14 protein-coding genes and 1 CRISPR repeat array (1 of these 15 cut by a window edge) are annotated in these 22,059 nt (G+C 40.4%); of the genes, 1 reads left to right on the forward strand and 13 read right to left on the reverse strand.

From position 1 onward, the window contains the following. Window positions 1-6,464: direct repeats of the CRISPR family, unit length 29 nt; unit sequence ATTTCAATACATCCATGTTCTAGTTAAAC; it begins 11,581 nt to the left of the window's first position. A 201-nt stretch (window positions 6,465-6,665) separates the two neighbouring features. The 9 genes from cas2 to IEX81_RS12180 form a co-directional block, all read right to left on the reverse strand. Beyond that, a complete protein-coding gene (cas2, locus tag IEX81_RS12135; RefSeq protein ID WP_188803691.1) occupies window positions 6,666-6,947 on the reverse strand; it encodes a CRISPR-associated endonuclease Cas2 in 282 nt (93 codons plus the stop codon). After that, window positions 6,944-7,942: a type I-B CRISPR-associated endonuclease Cas1b gene (cas1b, locus tag IEX81_RS12140; RefSeq protein WP_188803693.1), complete on the reverse strand. Its 999-nt coding sequence runs from the start codon at window positions 7,940-7,942 to the stop codon at window positions 6,944-6,946. Before cas1b ends, cas2 begins: the two co-directional genes overlap by 4 nt. A gap of 16 nt (window positions 7,943-7,958) precedes the next feature. Continuing rightward, window positions 7,959-8,453 (reverse strand): CRISPR-associated protein Cas4, encoded by a 495-nt coding sequence (cas4, locus tag IEX81_RS12145; protein WP_188803695.1) that lies wholly within the window; start codon window positions 8,451-8,453, stop codon window positions 7,959-7,961. Continuing rightward, on the reverse strand, window positions 8,450-10,993 hold the full coding sequence (cas3, locus tag IEX81_RS12150; protein WP_188803697.1) for a CRISPR-associated helicase Cas3': 2,544 nt from the start codon (window positions 10,991-10,993) through the stop codon (window positions 8,450-8,452). Before cas3 ends, cas4 begins: the two co-directional genes overlap by 4 nt. 28 nt (window positions 10,994-11,021) lie before the next feature. Next, the gene (gene cas5b / locus IEX81_RS12155) at window positions 11,022-11,789 is read right to left on the reverse strand and encodes a type I-B CRISPR-associated protein Cas5b (protein ID WP_188803699.1); all 768 of its coding nucleotides are present in this window, start codon (window positions 11,787-11,789) and stop codon (window positions 11,022-11,024) included. Between the two features lie 26 nt (window positions 11,790-11,815). Beyond that, window positions 11,816-12,742, reverse strand: a complete 927-nt coding sequence (locus IEX81_RS12160; RefSeq protein WP_188803701.1) for a type I CRISPR-associated protein Cas7 — start codon at window positions 12,740-12,742, stop codon at window positions 11,816-11,818. A 27-nt stretch (window positions 12,743-12,769) separates the two neighbouring features. Next, window positions 12,770-14,608 (reverse strand): hypothetical protein, encoded by a 1,839-nt coding sequence (locus tag IEX81_RS12165; protein WP_188803703.1) that lies wholly within the window; start codon window positions 14,606-14,608, stop codon window positions 12,770-12,772. A gap of 23 nt (window positions 14,609-14,631) precedes the next feature. Beyond that, window positions 14,632-15,321, reverse strand: coding sequence for a CRISPR-associated endoribonuclease Cas6 (gene cas6, locus IEX81_RS12170; RefSeq protein WP_188803705.1), 690 nt, complete (start codon window positions 15,319-15,321; stop codon window positions 14,632-14,634). A 628-nt stretch (window positions 15,322-15,949) separates the two neighbouring features. Then, window positions 15,950-16,849 (reverse strand): aldo/keto reductase, encoded by a 900-nt coding sequence (locus IEX81_RS12180; RefSeq protein WP_188803709.1) that lies wholly within the window; start codon window positions 16,847-16,849, stop codon window positions 15,950-15,952. Window positions 16,850-17,271: 422 nt separating this feature from the next. On the opposite strand from IEX81_RS12180, the gene IEX81_RS12185 reads away from it, so the two are divergent. Continuing rightward, window positions 17,272-17,505 (forward strand): hypothetical protein, encoded by a 234-nt coding sequence (locus IEX81_RS12185; protein WP_188803711.1) that lies wholly within the window; start codon window positions 17,272-17,274, stop codon window positions 17,503-17,505. A 221-nt stretch (window positions 17,506-17,726) separates the two neighbouring features. On the opposite strand, the gene IEX81_RS12190 is transcribed toward IEX81_RS12185, so the two are convergent. From IEX81_RS12190 to IEX81_RS12205, 4 genes are all read right to left on the reverse strand, one after another. Further along, complete coding sequence (locus IEX81_RS12190) at window positions 17,727-18,860, reverse strand: glycosyltransferase (protein WP_229727599.1); 1,134 nt, start codon at window positions 18,858-18,860, stop codon at window positions 17,727-17,729. Next, window positions 18,841-20,043 (reverse strand): glycosyltransferase family 4 protein, encoded by a 1,203-nt coding sequence (locus IEX81_RS12195; RefSeq protein WP_188803811.1) that lies wholly within the window; start codon window positions 20,041-20,043, stop codon window positions 18,841-18,843. The genes IEX81_RS12190 and IEX81_RS12195 overlap by 20 nt, the downstream gene beginning before the upstream one ends. A gap of 213 nt (window positions 20,044-20,256) precedes the next feature. Next, window positions 20,257-21,480, reverse strand: a complete 1,224-nt coding sequence (locus IEX81_RS12200; RefSeq protein ID WP_188803713.1) for a peptidase U32 family protein — start codon at window positions 21,478-21,480, stop codon at window positions 20,257-20,259. Window positions 21,481-21,534: 54 nt separating this feature from the next. Then, the gene (locus tag IEX81_RS12205; RefSeq protein WP_188803715.1) at window positions 21,535-21,861 is read right to left on the reverse strand and encodes a PH domain-containing protein; all 327 of its coding nucleotides are present in this window, start codon (window positions 21,859-21,861) and stop codon (window positions 21,535-21,537) included. Window positions 21,862-22,059: the final 198 nt, after the last annotated feature.

A 22,059-nucleotide genomic window follows, 5' to 3' on the forward strand; every position in this document is an offset into this window, starting at 1 on the left:
CATGTTCTAGTTAAACACAGCACTACACACTCGGCGTAGCCTATCCGGCGAAATTTCAATACATCCATGTTCTAGTTAAACGAGGACGCCGTCACAAATAAAGGCGATGTGGTAGAGGTATTTCAATACATCCATGTTCTAGTTAAACGCCCATCCGGATTACGAGACGACCGGTGGGTATCTGAATTTCAATACATCCATGTTCTAGTTAAACTGTAGCGTTCTGCTGAGCTGTGGCAGCTGATTTCGCATTTCAATACATCCATGTTCTAGTTAAACTGAGAGGCGCTGCACAGGTCAATGACTACTATCTCGATTTCAATACATCCATGTTCTAGTTAAACGTGTGTCCTGCGGCGCGGCGAGGCGCTAGAAAGGAAATTTCAATACATCCATGTTCTAGTTAAACAGATACTCGTGCACTGCATGCAGGCTACGCAGTCATATTTCAATACATCCATGTTCTAGTTAAACAAGAAGGATACACGGTAGCTGATTGCAAGAAAGTGATATTTCAATACATCCATGTTCTAGTTAAACACAACTCTGAGCAATCATTACAGAAAGTTCAGCCGAATTTCAATACATCCATGTTCTAGTTAAACGGAAATCTGTGCCTGTGCCTGCCGCCTGATCAGTAATTTCAATACATCCATGTTCTAGTTAAACTAGCCCATTTTCCATATCTCCAACGCTGTCAACAAAATTTCAATACATCCATGTTCTAGTTAAACACGAACGGACCATCGTCTTCTATCACCCGGTGGACACATTTCAATACATCCATGTTCTAGTTAAACAGGAAAGAAGAACCCAGTAGATGCGATGCCGTTTATATTTCAATACATCCATGTTCTAGTTAAACGTAACGAAATGGAAGATGTCGTCGCACGGGAATTCAATTTCAATACATCCATGTTCTAGTTAAACTCCAAAAACATGGGATGCACAAATTACAAACCATTAATTTCAATACATCCATGTTCTAGTTAAACCGGCTCTCAGGCGTCCGGTGCTCTGTTCCAGTCTCTATTTCAATACATCCATGTTCTAGTTAAACATTCGAGAAAACGCCCTTTAAACTGGCGTGTACAGATTTCAATACATCCATGTTCTAGTTAAACATGGATTACATACAACGGGTAGACCTATTGGTTCTATTTCAATACATCCATGTTCTAGTTAAACCAGGCGGTCGAGGCTGCAACAGGTGGTAAAAATACGGATTTCAATACATCCATGTTCTAGTTAAACTCAACGGAAACCCCTTTTTTGTCTCTCAGCTCTTTAATTTCAATACATCCATGTTCTAGTTAAACGGGGCAATACGACTATGAAACCCAGCATGATATTCGAAATTTCAATACATCCATGTTCTAGTTAAACGGCTTTGACAAGCTGAAAGACGGAATCGTTGTTGCATTTCAATACATCCATGTTCTAGTTAAACATTTACACCGACACCTACTCCGCAACCGCCGAATATATTTCAATACATCCATGTTCTAGTTAAACAGATTCCTGTATATCCAATTATCGTTTGACAATTCCCATTTCAATACATCCATGTTCTAGTTAAACCAGCGTGAGAAAGTCGAAGAAGAAGACCGGCTGAACGATTTCAATACATCCATGTTCTAGTTAAACCTCCGCGCAGCACTCGCCACAGATCCGATTGCACTTATTTCAATACATCCATGTTCTAGTTAAACTCATGGCCGGTGCGCTGTTCCAGATCGTCCAAATTAGATTTCAATACATCCATGTTCTAGTTAAACGAAAAAAGAAAGCAGTATATGGCCAACACAAAGTAATTTCAATACATCCATGTTCTAGTTAAACCTGTACACTGTCACCCAGTGCGATCGGATAATAATTATTTCAATACATCCATGTTCTAGTTAAACGGAGAATCGTCTCAAACGTATCCCCCCCTTCGTGATATTTCAATACATCCATGTTCTAGTTAAACGGACGAGATCCGGAAGAACATTCTCGGACTCGACCCATTTCAATACATCCATGTTCTAGTTAAACGGCATGAGAGGGTGATGAGGGGATGAAAGGATTTATATTTCAATACATCCATGTTCTAGTTAAACATAAGGGAAAAGAGCATATAAGCTATAGACTAATAGTATTTCAATACATCCATGTTCTAGTTAAACTGTTAGCGCTCAGGTCGATGATTTGGAAAACACGCAATTTCAATACATCCATGTTCTAGTTAAACAATCAACAGCATCACAGCTGAGACCATGGAAATGAATTTCAATACATCCATGTTCTAGTTAAACTGGGTACCGACTGTTTCGGTTCCGGCGCTTATACTGTATTTCAATACATCCATGTTCTAGTTAAACGCGTCACCAAAACGTCATAGTTTGGCGCGTTAATTATTTCAATACATCCATGTTCTAGTTAAACTTGCCTATGTGACGAAGGCTGGCGTCTCTCAGACATCATTTCAATACATCCATGTTCTAGTTAAACTTTACAAACACGGAATCAAACATGGATAAGGAGGTGATTTCAATACATCCATGTTCTAGTTAAACACGGCTTAGGCTGCCGGCCATAGCGGAGGATACTGAATTTCAATACATCCATGTTCTAGTTAAACGGATCCATCCATTGCACCGTGGGTCAATGATTTTGTATTTCAATACATCCATGTTCTAGTTAAACGGATGATCTTCCGCTGGTTGACGTTGATTTCAGACGATTTCAATACATCCATGTTCTAGTTAAACGAGCATGGGTCCATCCGGATGTACGTAACCAGTCGCATTTCAATACATCCATGTTCTAGTTAAACTTCAAACGTCGCTTTTTGTAGCGCCTTGTTAATCAGATTTCAATACATCCATGTTCTAGTTAAACTCGTGTTGCTCCCATTCCGGCGATCCCGGTACAATCATTTCAATACATCCATGTTCTAGTTAAACTCGACCAGTTTGTCCGACTTCTCGCCAACGTTGAAAATTTCAATACATCCATGTTCTAGTTAAACCAAAAAGAGTATCAGCAATTGCGGATTATTTTGGGGATTTCAATACATCCATGTTCTAGTTAAACGGAAAAGAATCTGGCGGCAGCCGTGTCGCCTTCTGATTTCAATACATCCATGTTCTAGTTAAACTTAACAAAACTCGTCTGAAAAAAGCCTTGCGTATCTATTTCAATACATCCATGTTCTAGTTAAACGATTATACGGTCGTCACGCGGGCACTGATTGCCGGATTTCAATACATCCATGTTCTAGTTAAACCGAAAGTCATCAGCCGTTTTTGCCGGAATAAGGTATTTCAATACATCCATGTTCTAGTTAAACCTGGCCAGGTGATTCTCAACTCCCCGCCCTGCCTTATTTCAATACATCCATGTTCTAGTTAAACAAGGATGCAAAAGACCAAAAGGCTGCAAAAGATATCGCATTTCAATACATCCATGTTCTAGTTAAACACGGGCTGTGGAAACGGCTCTTAAAATCCGGTGTAATTTCAATACATCCATGTTCTAGTTAAACAAGAAGGGGCGAAGCGTTTGAGCTGTGGAAACAGTAATTTCAATACATCCATGTTCTAGTTAAACCCTTTGCAGTAAAATTCAACATCGCTGATTATCCTTAATTTCAATACATCCATGTTCTAGTTAAACCCGACCGTCCAGTCTGTCGTTGCGAGCACAGCTTCCAATTTCAATACATCCATGTTCTAGTTAAACGATTGGACTATTGCGAAGGAGGTTGCTATTCGTTCTGATTTCAATACATCCATGTTCTAGTTAAACCCGAACACGTGGAGGAAAGCTGGGCGCCCTTGAAGTCGTATTTCAATACATCCATGTTCTAGTTAAACGTGAAGATTCAAGGATGGGCCAGAGATGGACTGTCATTTCAATACATCCATGTTCTAGTTAAACTCTGGAAGGACAAGCAGGAGATTGAGCACAGTGGCGATTTCAATACATCCATGTTCTAGTTAAACGACACCTAGTCAGCGATATAGCAGAGCTAGAGAACAAATTTCAATACATCCATGTTCTAGTTAAACTTTGAATCAAGGCTTACAAGTTTCGTGTCCCCCTCATTTCAATACATCCATGTTCTAGTTAAACCGGCGCCAAGCCTATCCCAGCGAAGGACACAACCTTATTTCAATACATCCATGTTCTAGTTAAACCGGCGCCAAGCCTATCCCAGCGAAGGACACAACCTTATTTCAATACATCCATGTTCTAGTTAAACTAAACCATAACACAATGGATAATCGAAAAGTTAACTATTTCAATACATCCATGTTCTAGTTAAACCAGAGAGCACAGCAGCAGGCTCAGAACACGATTGAATTTCAATACATCCATGTTCTAGTTAAACAGCTCAGACCCATCAGATTTACGCACAGATTGGCGCATTTCAATACATCCATGTTCTAGTTAAACTCATTGTGATACTCTGCTTTGATCCAGTCGCTTACTTATTTCAATACATCCATGTTCTAGTTAAACTTTGCTATTTGGTGTTTCAATCTTGCCGTCTTTATAATTTCAATACATCCATGTTCTAGTTAAACTTTTCCGGGGCTTTGGCTATCGATCTTATAATCTATATTTCAATACATCCATGTTCTAGTTAAACATGTTTTGATCCTCGGAACATTATTTATTTTTATCTATTTCAATACATCCATGTTCTAGTTAAACGAGCATGGGTCCATCCGGATGTACGTAACCAGTCGCATTTCAATACATCCATGTTCTAGTTAAACCGGAGCGTCAAGGTAAGTATCATAGAGGTCCTGAAGAATTTCAATACATCCATGTTCTAGTTAAACTAGAAAGCGGTATGTCGTTCGACACCATGAGAGAACATTTCAATACATCCATGTTCTAGTTAAACTGATGTAACTGCCATTTTTTCCACTCCTTTTTTGTGATTTCAATACATCCATGTTCTAGTTAAACCTTTCCTACTTCTCTGATCCCGATTCCTTGGTCAAATTTCAATACATCCATGTTCTAGTTAAACTGTACAGGCAATCTCCTATCAAGAGATGCCGTTTGAATTTCAATACATCCATGTTCTAGTTAAACCCCAGTAGGCAAGATCACGAAGATGCTGGCAGGCAATTTCAATACATCCATGTTCTAGTTAAACTTTCGTAGACATCAAATGCCCCAGGCAATTCAATCACAATTTCAATACATCCATGTTCTAGTTAAACAAAGAATTATGTCGGCGCTCCTACCGGGATTATGTATTTCAATACATCCATGTTCTAGTTAAACTTCATCCTCATACCCAGGTATTGGCCGACAAACCCAATTTCAATACATCCATGTTCTAGTTAAACGCGTTTATACGCGCCTTTATTGTTGACCAGTCGCAAATTTCAATACATCCATGTTCTAGTTAAACCTTGTCAGAGTCTCTGAAGTCGTCAAAGCAATCGCATTTCAATACATCCATGTTCTAGTTAAACTGAATAATCGCGTTGATTTGTCTGGAGTATCCATCGAATTTCAATACATCCATGTTCTAGTTAAACCGGCGTGCCACGTTTCTGATAGATCCCGGCATCCTGATTTCAATACATCCATGTTCTAGTTAAACAAATAGAGTCGTTTCAGCTTCTTGTTCGTATCGCACATTTCAATACATCCATGTTCTAGTTAAACCACAGGCCCTTCAGACAGGGACATCCTCGACGAGTATTTCAATACATCCATGTTCTAGTTAAACTTTGGTGATTGTTGCCGGATTAACCGGTGCTGCCATATTTCAATACATCCATGTTCTAGTTAAACGGGTTTTGCGTCTCGGCCAAGTTCAATTTCAAATCCGATTTCAATACATCCATGTTCTAGTTAAACGTCAATCCGCATTTCAGGGCGCCGCGAGGGAACCAGATTTCAATACATCCATGTTCTAGTTAAACTAAGGTACGGTGCTGACAAAATAGTCACCTTCCCATATTTCAATACATCCATGTTCTAGTTAAACGTTCTGGCCAGGTGATTCTCAACTCCCCGCCCTGCCTTATTTCAATACATCCATGTTCTAGTTAAACGCTTGCCGGTCGGCTTGATACAGATGCTCGTTGATTTATTTCAATACATCCATGTTCTAGTTAAACTCATGATTGAGATGCCGCCAAGGCATAGTAAGTCTAATTTCAATACATCCATGTTCTAGTTAAACCGTCTTCGTGCCGCTCGTTTTCGTTTGCGTCTGTTTTATTTCAATACATCCATGTTCTAGTTAAACGCTTTTGCAGTAATGAGGGACTGAATGTCAATAAAAATTTCAATACATCCATGTTCTAGTTAAACCGTTGGGAGTGGATCACCTGTGTTTGGATCCCAACTCATTTCAATACATCCATGTTCTAGTTAAACGGTCGTACTTCGGGACAATGGCCGTCACGAAACGCGATTTCAATACATCCATGTTCTAGTTAAACGCCGATCAAACAAGGGTTCTATCCTTACTGTTATTGCCTATATTAGCTGAATATCAACTATTCTCAAGTTTTTTTCTAACCTCTATTTAATTTTGCTCAATCTCGTGTCAAATATTAATTTTCCTTGTGGTATCGACAAATATCAGTGATCGTGTAAATATGCTGTTAGAAAATGTTGTTAACTCTCTCTTGTAAAATATCCTACAAGAAAAGAGAATCGAAGTCTTCCGGCTTGCCGATTTCAACCTCTTCAAATTGCTTGTCATTTGTCAATTTAATGATGGTAACAAAATCCTCCGATTTATCAATCTTACTGCGTATTTCATGCTCCATTTTAATCAAATTTGCAGGAGTGATCTTACCCCTAAAAACTGACTTTTGATAATGTGCGAGATATTTTTTGCACACTTTGAACACCTTTTGAACTCTTTTTTCATTGACGTCATAGAACACAAAAGTATAATTTGCATGAATATGCTTCATTTTTTCACTTCCATGTTGAAAGGAACAAAAGGGGCACCTTCTGTGATATGTTTAATCAGCTTGTATCCATCGATTTTTATCGCACCTTGAAGTGAAACTTTTCTTTTAAGCGTTGCATGCATAAAAACTGACTCAGCTCTCTCTTCAAATGATTTTATAAAAATTTTCTTGCCTGATTCATTCAACAGACAGTAGTTTAATTCTTTATCAAAATGTTTGCCTACTTGTATCTTTCGGTTATTGATACATTCAAAAATAGTTTTAAAAACGATAATTGGCTTAAATACTTCACACAAATCTAATGATAAGGAAAATCTCGCTTCACTGGGTTCATGTAAAAAGCTGATTGATTGATCAAGATGCGTTCTATAGATTTGTGAAATTGTTTTCGCGTACAGCAATGAGTTACCAAATGAAATCAGTGCATTCATTGGATTATCAGGAGGTCTTCTGACTCTTTTACTAAGAACAAATGTTTCTGGCAAGAAGATTGAAAAAGTGTTATAGAACCTTTTCCATATAGCTCCTTCAAGAAACAATAATTGATGAATTTTCATTTCTTTAGAAACAATTACAGGTACATCTTTTCTCAACCAGTCTAAAAATGGCTTTAATTCCTTTTTACCCTGTCTGTAGTAATGGTAAAGTACAAAATGAATATTTCTTGCTATCCCGTTAATAATTTGCTTTGCAATGTCACATCGATGCATTTTAAATGCAATTGCCTGGTCAACGATGAGTCTCCCGCTCAAAAGTTGTTTTTTTGGATAAAAACTTCCACAATATTGCTGATAATAATTAAAAAAATGAACAATAACTCCAGTTCTTCCTAAAATATCAAGCAATTTTGTGTTGATGCTAATTTCATTTAGGCAATAAAATTCACGAACTCCTTCAATCGGAATATGAGTGGATCCTTTAACATTTTTGAAGATCAATGTGTTATCTTTTCTATGTAATTCTCCCATAGTAAGTAGATATTTTGTTGATCCCATGGTCTGCCTCCTATGTCTAAATATAACAATAGTCGTAGTAAGCGCACTTTTTACATTTTTTATCATAAAGTGGCTGTTCAGGAGTGTCTCTCGTCACACACTCTTCAATTTGTATTAACACATGATCTAGTTCTTTCTCTAAATCAGGTGTTAGGTCAAATTCAAGTACCTTGCTAGCCTGTTTGTTTTTTTCTGCAAATGTCAGCTTACCTGCTCTTTTAATTCCTTTATTTTTCAATATTTTCAGGTAATATAAAAGTTGCCATTTTGCAGCATCTATATCGGCATCAGATTTTTTAAATTCAATTAAAAATTGTTCAGTAATTTTGTCCACTTTGATACTCTCAATCGCTATTTCACTTTTCCTTGCTTTCTTTTCTTCGATTTCATGAAGAATTTTTCCAATACGCACGCGTTCACTGTTATCTTCCATGTTGAGCTTGTTCGAAAACAGCCAGCACTGGCGACGGCAGTGGAAGAAATAGTTGATCATCGTCCCGGTGATTTTCATAAAAGATCATCATCCTCAACATATTTATCAGGCCTAAACTTCCATACATCAATAAACTGGTCTTTTTCTATAAAGTCGCTTGGATTTTGAATGTAGTAAAGATTCCCGACCCGTTCATCGAAAAAATGAGGTTTTTTTAGAGTGTTGAAAGTAAAATAATCCAATTGTGCACTAAGCATCGACAATTTTACTCTTTGCTCGGCATAAGATAATCGATCATTCTTGAGCATTTGTTTAAATGCTTTCCATGTCGATTCACCCGTTAGTATTCGTTGATCAATAGTCACGGGAAAATTTAGAACAAGTGAATAAGTCTTTTGATCAATTAACACGAGATGGTTCGCAATACATTGAAATTGAAGCCCATTGACCATACTCTCGAAATACCGAAAATGTTCATCTCTTTTGTCACGAATTTGTACAAAACGATTGAACACAAGCTGATAAAAATGATCAAATTTTTTATCAATCAAATCCATCTGATAATCCAGATTTCTTAAATCTTTTTCCAGACGCAAGTCTTTTTTATAGATCATACTGGCACTGTCAAGATCAAAGAAGTATGCCCAGCAATTCTTTTTAGAGGCAGATCGATTAATTCTGCCAAGAAACTGTTCCTCACTGTCCAATAGCGAAATGTCTTTCATTCCTACATCCATGTCGATATCGACTCCCGCCTCAATGACTTGGGTAGCAATGACAACAACATCCTTAAGAGGTGGTTGATCCTCAGTTCCTTGAATGAGATTAATCATTTTCTTTCTAGTAAACCGGCTGTCATCCCCTGTAAGCTCGATAATCATTTGATCAGGTATATCGTGTTTTAGTTGATCATATACTTTTCGAGCAGATGCTTTTTTGATCAGTTCGACAAGCATACGAACTTCGCCATGTTTTTGTTTTGTTTGAATAATAATCTGAACGAGTCGATCAACAGATAGTTTCCCTTCATTTAGTAAATCGTAATTCAATAGCACTCGATTTTTAAAAATGGGGTGTGAGAAGTATTTACGTTTGTTTACAACAAGCGGAGTAAACGTTTGCTTTCTCTCTAATAACTGATCTAGTTTTGGCAACGTTGCCGACATTATAATAAAAACAATATGATACATTTCACTGATATCATTGAGCATTTGAATCATTTCAGGCCAAATTTCATTGCGATAGCTTTGAATTTCATCAAGAATAACAACACTGTTTGCAAGCGTAGCAAGTCCAAGATTTGATTCTCTACCAATGCCAAAGAGATGATTGAACAAATTCACATGTGAGGTTAATGTAACAGGATATTGTAGTAATTGTCGTCGGAGCAGTTCTTCATCATAATCTATTTGTTCCACTAATGATGCCTCAACCTGTTCTCTTTTCTCGTTTTCTTGGACAATAGGTGTTACAGAATTGACGACTTGAATTCGGTAACTTTTCCCAAGATCTGAAAACCACTCATCAAGCTTGTTTTTTGTCTGATCAATTAGGGTGTTAAATGGAAAAACATAAACTATTTTATTTAAGTTATCTCTATTCTTTAATAAATTTAATGCAAGATTCATTGATATTATCGTCTTACCGCTTCCGGTCGGCGCATCCAAATAATAGATTGATTGGCCAATATTTCTCTTAAGCTGCTCTTCTGTCTCGATAAACAGCGACGAGCGCAATTTATTAATTGGCTTTATTTCTGGATTCTCATGATACGCCTTATATTCTTGAATTGATTTATAAATATCCGAACATTCAAACTGTTTTATGAGCGCATTTTTATCCTCTGTATTCAAGTAATAGAAACACGGCTTTTTCTGGTTAAAGAACTCATATGTGGCCAAAAAGTCGCAGGTCACTAAACAGGAATATAATAATTTTGCTAACAAATACAATGAGGTGTCCTCTTCCTGATCAGAAATACAATATTTTTCTGTTTCCAATCGGAAGTCGCAATCCTCCGCACTTTTCTGCGCTATACTTGTTTTTATAAGTCTGTCCTTAAAGAGATAAAATGTAAGTACTTCCTTATGCTTTACTACTTCTTCGTACAGCGCATTTAACTTTTGTGAATAATCATGGAGATTGAAGTCTTCCAAATATGTGTGATGACGGGAGATTATATAAGAGAAAATAACAATAATATACCTTAAAAAAGCTTTTTTCCATTCATCTTTTGCTAAATGCTTAAAACGATCTTCCCAAATGTCTAGATATAAAAGGGATGACAGGAGTGAATGGTTTGTATTGTTGTAATCGCTCTTAGGAATCTGCTGTCCCATCTTAACTCTCTGAAATTCGCTGTTTATTTTGCCAAGGTCATGTAAATAAATCGCCTCTTCGAACGCATGTGCGAGTATCGTTTTATCATCTTGATCCAATACCTCTTCATCGAAAGTCAGTTTATCAATCATACAGTTCAAATTAATGTGATTTTGACCGGAGAGCTTATAATAATAGTGCAAAACCAACTCGGAGTGCGCCATTAACGTTTCTTTTCTAGAATTTTCACTATGAGCATACAAGGTAGAATGTGTGTCCAGATATTGCTTTATCGTCAATACTCTCTCCTCCAGACACCTCTTTGTTTTAGATAAAGTAAAGAGTTCTCATTTCGGCTTGATAAATTTTGCTTAAATCCTTGACCTGTTGTAACCTTTTATTTGTATGAGCCAATTCTTTAAGTTCATAATGATTGGTTGTCGCATTTAAACTGATCGGCATCCATTCACTGAAATAATATGGACTTGATAGTTTTCCTACGGTTCCTCTTCGTTCAAAATCAGTCCCATCAACAGGGAATAAAGAATCGATACCTTCAACTTGATCTGCCGGATCAAGTTGAATCATACGTGCGTCACTGATCAATGCCGGATGATCATTTTTTCCTAAATAAGGTATATAGATTGATACCCGATTCAGAAGTGCCGAGCAAAGTTTGCTAAAAATCTGTGATGTAAGGTCACCCTTCGTGATATAGATAGTCCAATGCGGATTCTCCAACCATTGCTCTCTCACAATAAGATTGCCGCCATCTTCCTGACTTGCGTATCCTACGCTGTTGTTAAATGCCTGTATTTTCTTGGCAAAATAGCCTCGGTCTCCATGAGGGACGATTGCTAAATCTAATGAATGTAATATCTTATAAAATTCCGGGTAGCAGTTCGTCTCATTTTCCCCTTCATCATGCAAAGACTGGTATTGCTGCCAATAGCCGCCAAGACCAAGAATGGCACCCAAAAGTCCTAACAGAGCAATTTTGTGAATATGACTATAAGTAAAATAAGCATACTCATTGACATCTGGCTTTTTGAAAAAGGCTGTCTTACCGGAAAGTTCAAAAGCGATTCCTTCCATGAATCTTCCTCCTCTCAGTTTTGTTATTACAGAAATTCGGAAGTGTATATGTTTCTTACATCATTTTGATTGCCTGTAAATTCGGCTTTAAATGGGTCTGCGTAGTACTCAACGCTTTCCAGTTGATCTTGAAAGGGAGCAATTAATTCTGTTAATTTTGAAACATCTACAATAGCTTTTTCACCATTTTTTTCGAAATCAATGTAGCCATCAAGTTGCGGGAGATAAACATTTTCCCCTTCTTTAAATGCAACAAATACTGCAAATGAATTACTTGCTCCTGATTTGCTGTTGGTATTCAACGCGGTTGCCCCAACCAATGCTGCTTTTTTAAATTTGGTGTATGCTTCAACAGAGTACCCTTCAAAACCGTCAACCATTGGTATAAATTCATCGTAGTTTTGTGGGTTCACTGAGAAAGGATAAATATAATGCGCTTCATTGCTGACTATTTTCTTCCCCAGACTTGCCTGTGTATTATCTTCCTTATTGCTATTTCGAAACGGAGAAAGAATGTCCTGAATTTCCGTTACGGAACCCTCATAACGATTAGTCCCCTGACCAATTTGTACAACCCCTGTCAAGCTAATATTTTGACCTTCTTCAGCAAAAGTAGCCCCAAAGTTTTCAACATCAATGGCTGAAAATAAGTTTGCAAGCACTTCATCAGAGGACTCTTTCTTTTTTAACTCCGTATTGAATATTTGTTCATATTGTTCTTTTAACTCTCTTGTTTGAAGTTTCCCTTTACTCATCTGATAACTTCTGATGTATAGTACCTTCTCGCCTTCATTGACCCAATAATGCTTTATAGCATATTTTAGTGCTTTATCACTGCCAAATACCGTACCATCTGCCAGTGACTTGGGTCGTCCGGTAAAGTCCGCATTCCAATTTGCTAATATACTCGATACACCAATTACCCCATAAACACGTTGATTGAATCTTGTCATTTTGATTCCCCGCTTTCCTCGGTCACGTTAATTTTCTGAATTTTTCTTTTGGTAGAAGATATTATTTGCCAATATTCCTGCCATTAAATAATCGCGTGCTTCATTTTCTATTACTTTATTCTCTGGTTGATAAACCTGCACTGCTCCAAGAGCATTTTTAAACATCGTATGGCTCATTGATATCGCGTGACTATAAGTCTTAAATAACTCTTCCAACTGTCTCTTTAAAAATGCAGGCTTTTTTACTCTTAAAACTCCCTCGAACATTCCGAAATTCTTATCCTTTGCTTCACTTTGAGAGAGCAAATAATAAGCCAGTTGACCTGAGATGAAGTAAAATTCTTGATCATCATTTATTTCCACAGTTGTTTTTTGTGTAAATTTATCCTTCAGTGTAGCTACAAGCTCCTTCAGTGTACGCACCTTTTCTTCACTCCCATCGTTATTGAAATATCGAAGCCACGCCAATCTAAGATTATAGGCTTGGCCTAAGTTACCAAAGTTGATACCCTTTACTGATTTTGTTAATTGAATTTCAACTGCTGCTTGTGTTAGATGATCAATCATAGGTTTTAATGTAAGCTCTGTTCCTTTGAAGAAAAAGTCATACAACGCTTGGCGACTTGATAAAAAGAGATTAAGCATTTCCCCAGGAAACACACCGGCCTTGATTTTTGGTTCACTAAATAACATATCAGCATGCAAATAGTTTTTAAAAAACAGACGGCTAGTTATCTTTAATAAAATCATTGGATCTAGAATCGGATCACGATTTTCTGCAATTTCATAGCCTTTTTCATTCATCCATTCTTTAGCTTGAATAATATTCTTCAGGAGAAAAGGTCTGTCCAATCGTTCTCCTTGTGAAAATGGAAGTTTTTCAAAATAATTAACCACTCCATTTCCATCTCCACCAATATGAACGGTTTCGTTCGCTTTATTCCGGTTATTTTCATTAAAAAGTGTTCTTTCATAGAATTGATGCACAGTGAAAGGTTTTTGGGCTTGAAACCACGAAAACAGATTCTTTCTGAGCACAGCCTCATCAGGAGAGACAAGCAAGGGTACATTGGATTTTTTGGTTCGATGCATTAAATAGGGTTTTTTGCTATTTAATCCCATATTATAGCTGGGTACACCATAAACCCCATTCTCTGTTTCAATATTAAAATCATTCTTCAAGAAGATATTGGGATAGACATAGATCAGATATTCACGCTTGTATATATTCGCTTCAGCCTCAAAGAAGATACGCGCGTAATTTTTCAGTTTATATTCATGTTTCAAATGATGAATCCATTGGATGAGATCTACAGAGTTTTTATTAATAAACTGAAGAATTTTCTTCCGAAGTTCATTTCTTTCGTCGCTCTCAATCCATACCTTCAACTCAGAGTAACCGATTATTCCCCTCATTTTTTGATCAGAAGCTGAAATTTTTTGTATAAAAAAAGTATTGATGTACTCATTCCATTCATTTTCCAGTAAATACTTTTCATTCAGTGTCTGTTTGGCTTGCTTCGGATTGTCTGAAATAAACGTGTCTAGTTTCATAAAGAGTGTCAAGAAATTTGTGTTATGGAGCTTTTTTGTTATTGTGTCGACAAACTTATTTGCCGAAATTGCACTACTGTAAAAATCCCTTTGTAAAAACCAATCCTTTAAACCTAGTTGAGCAACATTGACATCTGTTTTTTTCTTGATTGTAAGGAGTCTGTTTTCTTGCTGCGCGCGATTTTCTTCCAGTGAGAGATTTGGGTCTATTCTAAGATACAAGCCTTCTTTAAGGCTGTAATGATCAATAATTATTTTTCCATTTGTATGATCGACGGCCTGTTGGAATGCAACCTGCAAATCTTTAATCAACGTCTTTCACTCCTTTCACAGACTTAATACACAAAGCAAAAACCTGCACCAATGGAGGATGATTTCTCACCCAATCCAGAGAAAACCACAACATCTGCTAGTTTCTGCGAAATCTCATCAGGACGAACAAAAACTCTTAATTTATTTCCTAAAAAGGACATATTTTTGTAGCGCGTGATCGTAGGGGTCCTATTAATCAATTCAATTCGCTCAATGAAATCTGCTCGATTCGGATCTTCCGCAAATAACTCCATATATTTTTTTTGGGCATTTTCCTCCAGTCGTTGTTTTAACAGCAATAAATCATCATCAGGGAAAAAAGGACCGTTATCGATTGTCACTATAGTAGGGGTTACCGTGTATAACATATTAATAAAACGTGGGTGAAAGCTATGTATTTCAGAAGCAATGACTTGAAATACGTCATTTGCAAGATTGGACAAACATTCTTTTATCTTTTCGATTAACCTGTGATGAACTGCCCTGAGTCTAAAAAAATATAGCTTACCTTTTTGATAAATCCCATTTTCCTCTGTCGGAAATAGATTATTGAACACATAAAACTTGTATCCTTTTTCTTTGTGGAAAGCCTTTAACTCTTTATCTCTTAGCATTGAAAAACTGAGTAGACGACCAACTTCTTCCTGGGCCTGTTGATAATGTACGTCTCTTTTTAAAAGCACAATAACCTTTAATTCGTAACCTATTGTCATCACCCCCTCTTTTTTTCCTAGTACGATTAACTTATATTATATGCTAATATTATGTGAAATTTTGTCGTTTTTTGTAGAAGAATTTAATTTTTTTCCATTATTTCGGATTCTTCACATTCACTGTCAATCCTTGAAAAAGACTTTACTTTTGAATTGCTTAACCCATCGATCAAGCGTTGAGCGTGACAGATGAGGCTTCGTAATTATATCTTCCTTCTTCTTCCCCGAAAAATAGACCCTTACTATGACGTTTTTAAACTCGGCAGAGTAAACTTTGATTCGAATCATCTCCTTAGTAATTGGTGTTAATTATAAATGTACATTGTATGTTTTAGTTAAGTGTTTTTACTCCTGAAAAAAAATAAAAGAGTTTTAACTCCCTTTCAATACGTTACACGCTAGAGTTATTCTTTACATTATTTATAGTCCCATTCCCGTAAAAAGTCAACATAATTTTGAATTTTCTTATGATAACTTTTTATTAGATTAACCACTTAGATTTTTTATATTCTCTCTTTTCTTCTTAAAAATAAAAAATTCTAAAGTGAAAGAAATCCGTTCGATGCATACAACGCCTGAACGGATTTGATGGAAACAAACTTGTATTATATGTTGTTATAACATAATTTTACAACACCTCCCTCCCCCGTGACACCTCAAGAATTTTAAACCAGTCTTTGTTCGTCAGCTCGATGCTTTGCGCGTCGATCGCAGACTGTATCCGCTCAAATTTGGTGGAGCCGACAATCGGGCAGACGGTCGCCGGCAGTTTGTTGATGAAGGCATAGGCAATTTTATCGATGGAATCGGCGTCGTATTTCTGCGCCATCTGTTCCAGAATTTCGCGGACACGGAATTCGCGGCCTGTCTGTGGATGGAACAGGCGGCCTCCGGCGAGCGGCGACCAGGCCATGACCGGGATGTCGTGAATCAGGGCGCTGTCCATCACGCCGTTGAAGAAGGTGTCGGTGTAAAGGGGGCTGACTTCGACCTGGTTGGTGACGAGCGGTGTTGTTGTGTATTTGCTGACCATTTCAAAATAAGTATAGCTGGCGTTCGAGATACCGATATGTCTGACTTTGCCTTGTTTGATCAGGCTGTCCAGGGCCTCGGCTACTTCTTTGGGATTGAGCAGCGGATCAAGGCGGTGGATCAGCAGGACATCGACATAATCGGTGTGCAGCACTTCAAGTGATTTGTTCAGCGACTCATTCAAGTGTTTCACCGAGGAATCATAGTAATGGGCGTAGCCGTTTTCCTCCCTGGGCAGCACAATATTGAATTTGGTGACGATCTGGATCTTGTCTCTCAGAGAACTGTTGTCTTTAAGTACGGCCTCGCCGAACAGCCGGCTGCTTTCAAAATAGCCGTATATGTCGGCGTGATCGAACGTCGTCACGCCGGCGCTCAGGCATTGGTCGACAAAGTCGACCATCTTCTTCCCGCTCAGGCCCTCTTTGCTGGCCCGCATCGTTCCCGCAATGACTTTTGAAAATTTCAACCCTTCCGCAACATCAACATAGTCCATCTTTCTGCCTCCTTTAATTTCTACAAACGTGATGATCGCGTTCATGAAAAACTACTTCTATTATAAAAGGACTGTGGGACAAAAAGTCAGTCATACGCTTACAAAAAAAATGAACAGACCGTTAATCTTTACTGATTCACCAAAATCCATTGAAACAAGTGAAACATAACCGTACATTATTCATGAATCTAAATAACCGTAGTGTTCTTCGGAGAGAATCTTATATCGCTCATGCTGCTGTCCGGTTACAAAATAAACTTTAGCTGAACAAGAGCGGCTTTTTGAGCTTCTTACCGCGACAATTAAAATCAATTGAATTTAACGCTTGAACTCTTGCGAGGGATCCGTGAAAAAGAGTCTTCGGTCATAGCGGACCTTCGCAGAATTCAGTATAATAGCTGCAACAGGAAAGGAGAACAGCTATGGCTGCGCAAATCGTGCCCATCGTGGCGCTTTTCGTTGTGATGATGGCTTTAATCTTTGTCGCCTTGCGCGCAAAAACGACGCACTTTGAGTGCCCGGTCTGCGGGTGTACGTTTAAGGTATCCATTTCTGCCTTTATGGTTGCCTTTCACGTGCTGGGAAAACGCGAAGTGACATGCCCTAATTGCGGATACCGAGGCCTGCTCCCCCCTATTAATGATGACGAACAATAGATGAAGGAACCTTTACCCTTTCCGGAATTAAAAAAAGTTCCTTACTAAGGGAACTGAATTTAGTAAAGAACTTTCTTCGCAATTTCTTTCTACTTTAAACAGAGATTGTCTGTAAAAAAAGTTTTCTTGTTTATGCTTTAATTTTCAGGAGTGGGATCTGTTGAGAAAAAATACTTTCTTTCTACCGGCACGATCAGAACTCTCCGAGAATGCCGCCGTCTTCACACCGTCTGGATTTCAATCTTGTCTCCCCTGTTACTCGTGAGAAGGGTCCGCGTGTAGATCAGTTCCGTCAGCAGGTAGGAGAGTGTCGATTCCGCGCCTTGATTCCGGTTAATGCCGTCCGGGCGCAGGCCATCGTAGCCCCCGCCTTCTTCGAGGTTGGCGGCAGGCATATGCAGGTCGTTTTCTCCGTAAAACCACGACCGGCATGCTTTGATGACGTCCAGATATTTTTCCGGATTCACGCTTTTTGCCGCGGCCTCCGCCGCAAGCGCAAGCGCCATGACTTCAAGCGGCTGCTGATCCCACTTGCTTTGCGCTTCGGGTGTGCACCACCCTTTGTTGCCGATCGGATGCACAACGCCATCTGCCGATACCATTTTCTGAATCAGGAAATCAAGTGACTCGTGCGCGATTCGCAGTGCATCCTGATTGCCGGTGATGCGGTGCGACTGAAGCAGAGCCCATGGCAGCACACCGTTTCCGTAGGTCATCATGGGTTCGAACCAGTGCCAGCTTGCTCCTGTATTCTGTTGGTACAGTCCGATCAATTTTTTCTCGAGAAGCCAGATCTCGCCCGGCGCCTCGGATTTGATGAAGGTGTCAAAGGGATCCGGCTGATTCTCTTGCTGCGCAGAGAGGAGCAGTGTGCTTAATGCCGACAGTGTGTAGGCCTGACCGCGGGGATGGGTGAGCTGCTCTATGGCTTTCATCCCTTTCCGAAAAGCCGTCTTCGCCGCGAAACGGCTGTCAGGATGCGGAAGGCGAATCGAGGCAACGGCCATGCCCCACAGCGTCCGGCCCAGACAATCGTCGGACGGCATCTCCCGCTCTTTTTTCCGATTGTAGGCGTAATTATTATAAAAATGTCCGTCCGGCTGCTGCGTCCAGGTGAGAAAGGCAAGGTAAACGTGGCTGAGTCGCAACAATTTTTCCGCGTCTTCCTTATGATTCGACTCTGATTCTCTGCTTAGGAGATGGAACCACTCCGACACCGTCCACAGCGCCCGCGCGTTGTCGTCCGTCGTGTAGCCCTCGGCGCGGCGCGGGATGTTGCCGATCGCGTGTTCCAGCAGTCCGGTGTCATCGGTCATCCGTTCCAGGTGGCTGAAGTTAACTCGGATCGGCAGCAATGTAATCCGCCTCCGATGACTGCGCGGGATCCGTTGCCGTATTCTGGGCCAACTGAGAAAAAACACGGTTATAATTTTTGCCGGCTTGCGGCCAGCTCATGAGCATGCCGATCCGTTCCATTTTTTTCTGATAACTGTTCAATAATGACGAATCCGCGAGCAGCGCACTCATCTTCAGTGCCCACGCGGCAAGATCTCCTGACGGAACAAACAATTCCTCGCTGCCCTTCAGCAGATCCTGTGCGTACCGGTACGGTGTGGTCAGAACCGGTCTGCCAAGACCAATCGCATAGGCCAGCGTGCCGCTCGTGATCTGCTCCAAACCGGGGTAGGGCGTCACATATAGATCACAGGCTGTGATGTATTTCACTAAGTCATGTTCGCTCATGAACCTGTCAATCATCAACACGTGATCCTGCAGCCCGTTTTTGCTGATGATCGCCTTCAGGTACTCCCGGTAGGATTCTCCTTCCTGCCTTTTGACATTGGGATGCGTCTGGCCGACAATCACGTACAGCACTCCCGGAACTTTTTCAACGACACGCGGCAGAGTCTGAAGAATGGTCTCGATGCCCTTGTTCCGGCTCAGAAAGCCGAAAGTCATGACAACTTTCCGGTCCGTCCAGCCGAGGGATGCCCTAAAGGCCTCCCTACCTTTTAAATCGGGTACCGGCGTTCCGTGCGGAATAAAGGTAATTTTATTTTTCGGTATATGAAAACTCCGGGTCAGATCATCAATCGCCTTGTGGTTCATCACAATCAACCGGTCGCTGCGCTCCGCGATATCACGCTGAACCGAAGCATACGGCTCGGCCGGTGTCCGGAACACCGTGTGGAATGTTGTCACCAGCGGTTTTTTCAGGCGGCGGACAAACTCGAGAATGTATTGACCCGCGTCCCCTCCGAAAATCCCGAACTCGTGCTGAAGAGAAACAACGGACACTGAGCTCTTGTTCAGTTTTTCCGCCATCTTTTTATAATCTTCCCGCCGATTCTTATTAATCGTCCATTTTAAAAAGCTGTCTCTCGGATTCTCATCATTTTTTTCTTTAATGATAACGACCGGGTCAGCCAGTGAACCCCATTTCGCCTTCTGAACGTTCTGTCTCAAGTGGTAGGTGTAGGTGGCAATGCCGCATTTTTTTGGTGGATATGTACTAACGTAGGCAACCTGATAACTCATCATGAATCGCACTCCTTCTAAATACTTAACCTCACTAAGGTTATTCAGGAATCAATTGTTAGCCCTCAGTCTGATCGACTGCTAATAATATAATAGACTTGTTTTTCAAAAAATTCAAGTTCACGCCTTGACACGGATTGTCTGGCACCAGATTTCATACGAAAAAAAGTCCTGCGCCGCTAATCGTGGAACAGGACTTTATCATTTTTTCAATTACTTTTTCCGCATCAGATAATACGGTTCAACCGGTTGATCGACGGTCATCGTAACGGTCATCATCGGGTTTGGCGCGCGGTCGATCGCTTCGCCGTCCTCATTCCGGAGATCATTGACAATCTGCTTGAAATGAATGAATCCGGGCCCGTAAAATTCTACTTCTTCACCGACACCAAAGTTATTGCGCTGCTGGAGGGTGGCGATTTTCGTTTCCGGATCATAGCTGAGCACCTGAGCCGCGAAGGTGTATTGCGGGATCTTGCGCGGTTTGCCGAACAGCTGCTCTTTCTCAGTCGGGACATGATAGTAAAAGCCGGTGGACAGGTCGCGCTGGGCAACTTTCCAGATCTCATCCTCCCATGCCGGATCGAAGGTGAAGTGATCCGGATCGGCACAGTACGCGTCGACCACTTTCCGGTAAACATTGGCGACGGTTGAGACATAATGAATCGATTTCATCCGCCCCTCAATCTTCAGACTATTGACACCGGCTTCGATCATGTCGGGAATATGATGCAGCATCGACAGGTCGACGGCACTCATCGAGAACGGTTCGGCGTCGTCCGGAATCAGGCTCTTTGCCGCGCTGCCGCCCATGTCGAACAGATCGTATTTCCAGCGGCATGACTGGGCGCAGCCGCCGCGATTGGCGTCGCGATTGACCATGTGGTTCGAGAGCGTGCAGCGGCCGGAATAGGCAATGCACATAGCGCCATGAATAAACGCCTCAATTTCGATATCCGTATGGCGCCGCATCTCTCGAATCTCCTCGATGCCGACTTCACGCGCAAGCACGACACGCTCCAGACCGACTTTTTTCCAGAATTCCAGTGTCTTATAGTTGGTAGCCGACGCCTGAGTCGACAGATGAACCGGCAGGCCCGGTGCTGAAGTGAAACAAATAGTGATCAGTGCCGGATCGGAGACAATCACTGCGTCGACACCCATCTCTTTTAAGGTCTTGAAAAAGCCGCCTGCTCCCTCGGCGTCTCCCTCATGGGTAACCATGTTGGCGGCGACATACACTTTTGCGCCGCGACTGTGGGCAAAGGCTAACCCCTCGCGCATTTCATCATAAGAAAAATTGCCCGCCCGTGAGCGCAGGCCGAATGCCTGTCCGCCGATATAAACGGCATCGGCGCCGTAACGGATCGCCATTTTCAATTTTTCCAAATTGCCTGCCGGAGCAAGTACTTCCGGTTTATTCAAAATTTTTCTCATCGTTCTGTCCTTTCTGAAAGCATCGTACATGTATGAATACTGAAAAGCGGCAGATTAAGTGTAAAGATCCATGTCGGGATGCCTCTTCCTGATAGCGGCAATAAATTCATCCTGACGAACAGGAGAGATGACGGTAAACGTTCCCGTCTTGTGCACAATAATCAATCGATGTCTGACAGACAGAGCGGGACCCGCCAAAAGTGTGTTCGTCTTCGTGATGGATTTAATCTGATCAAAAGGGATCTTCTTTTTACAAAAAAGCACAGAAATTATAAGCTGATGTTCCGATACAACGTAAAATGTCGTGAACCAGGAGAGAATAGCGGCAAGGCCAAAAGCAAAAAACAAAACAGAAATCGTGAGAACCAGTCCCTGCTGCAAAACAGGTTCAACTGAGCCGACTCAAATAAAAAGAAATACGGAAATAAAAATAAGAAGAATGCCTAACGTCCATATCATGATAGCGACTGACAAGCCCTTTTCCGATTTGAATATCAATTCTATCTCTCCCGATACAGAATGGAGCGGACATCTTGTCCCGTCAGTTGTAGAATCCGAAATGCTGCCTGAAGAGCGGCC

Origin of the sequence: Sporolactobacillus putidus (assembly GCF_014647035.1) — a bacterium.
GTDB classification, from domain to species: Bacteria; Bacillota; Bacilli; order Bacillales; family Sporolactobacillaceae; genus Sporolactobacillus; species Sporolactobacillus putidus.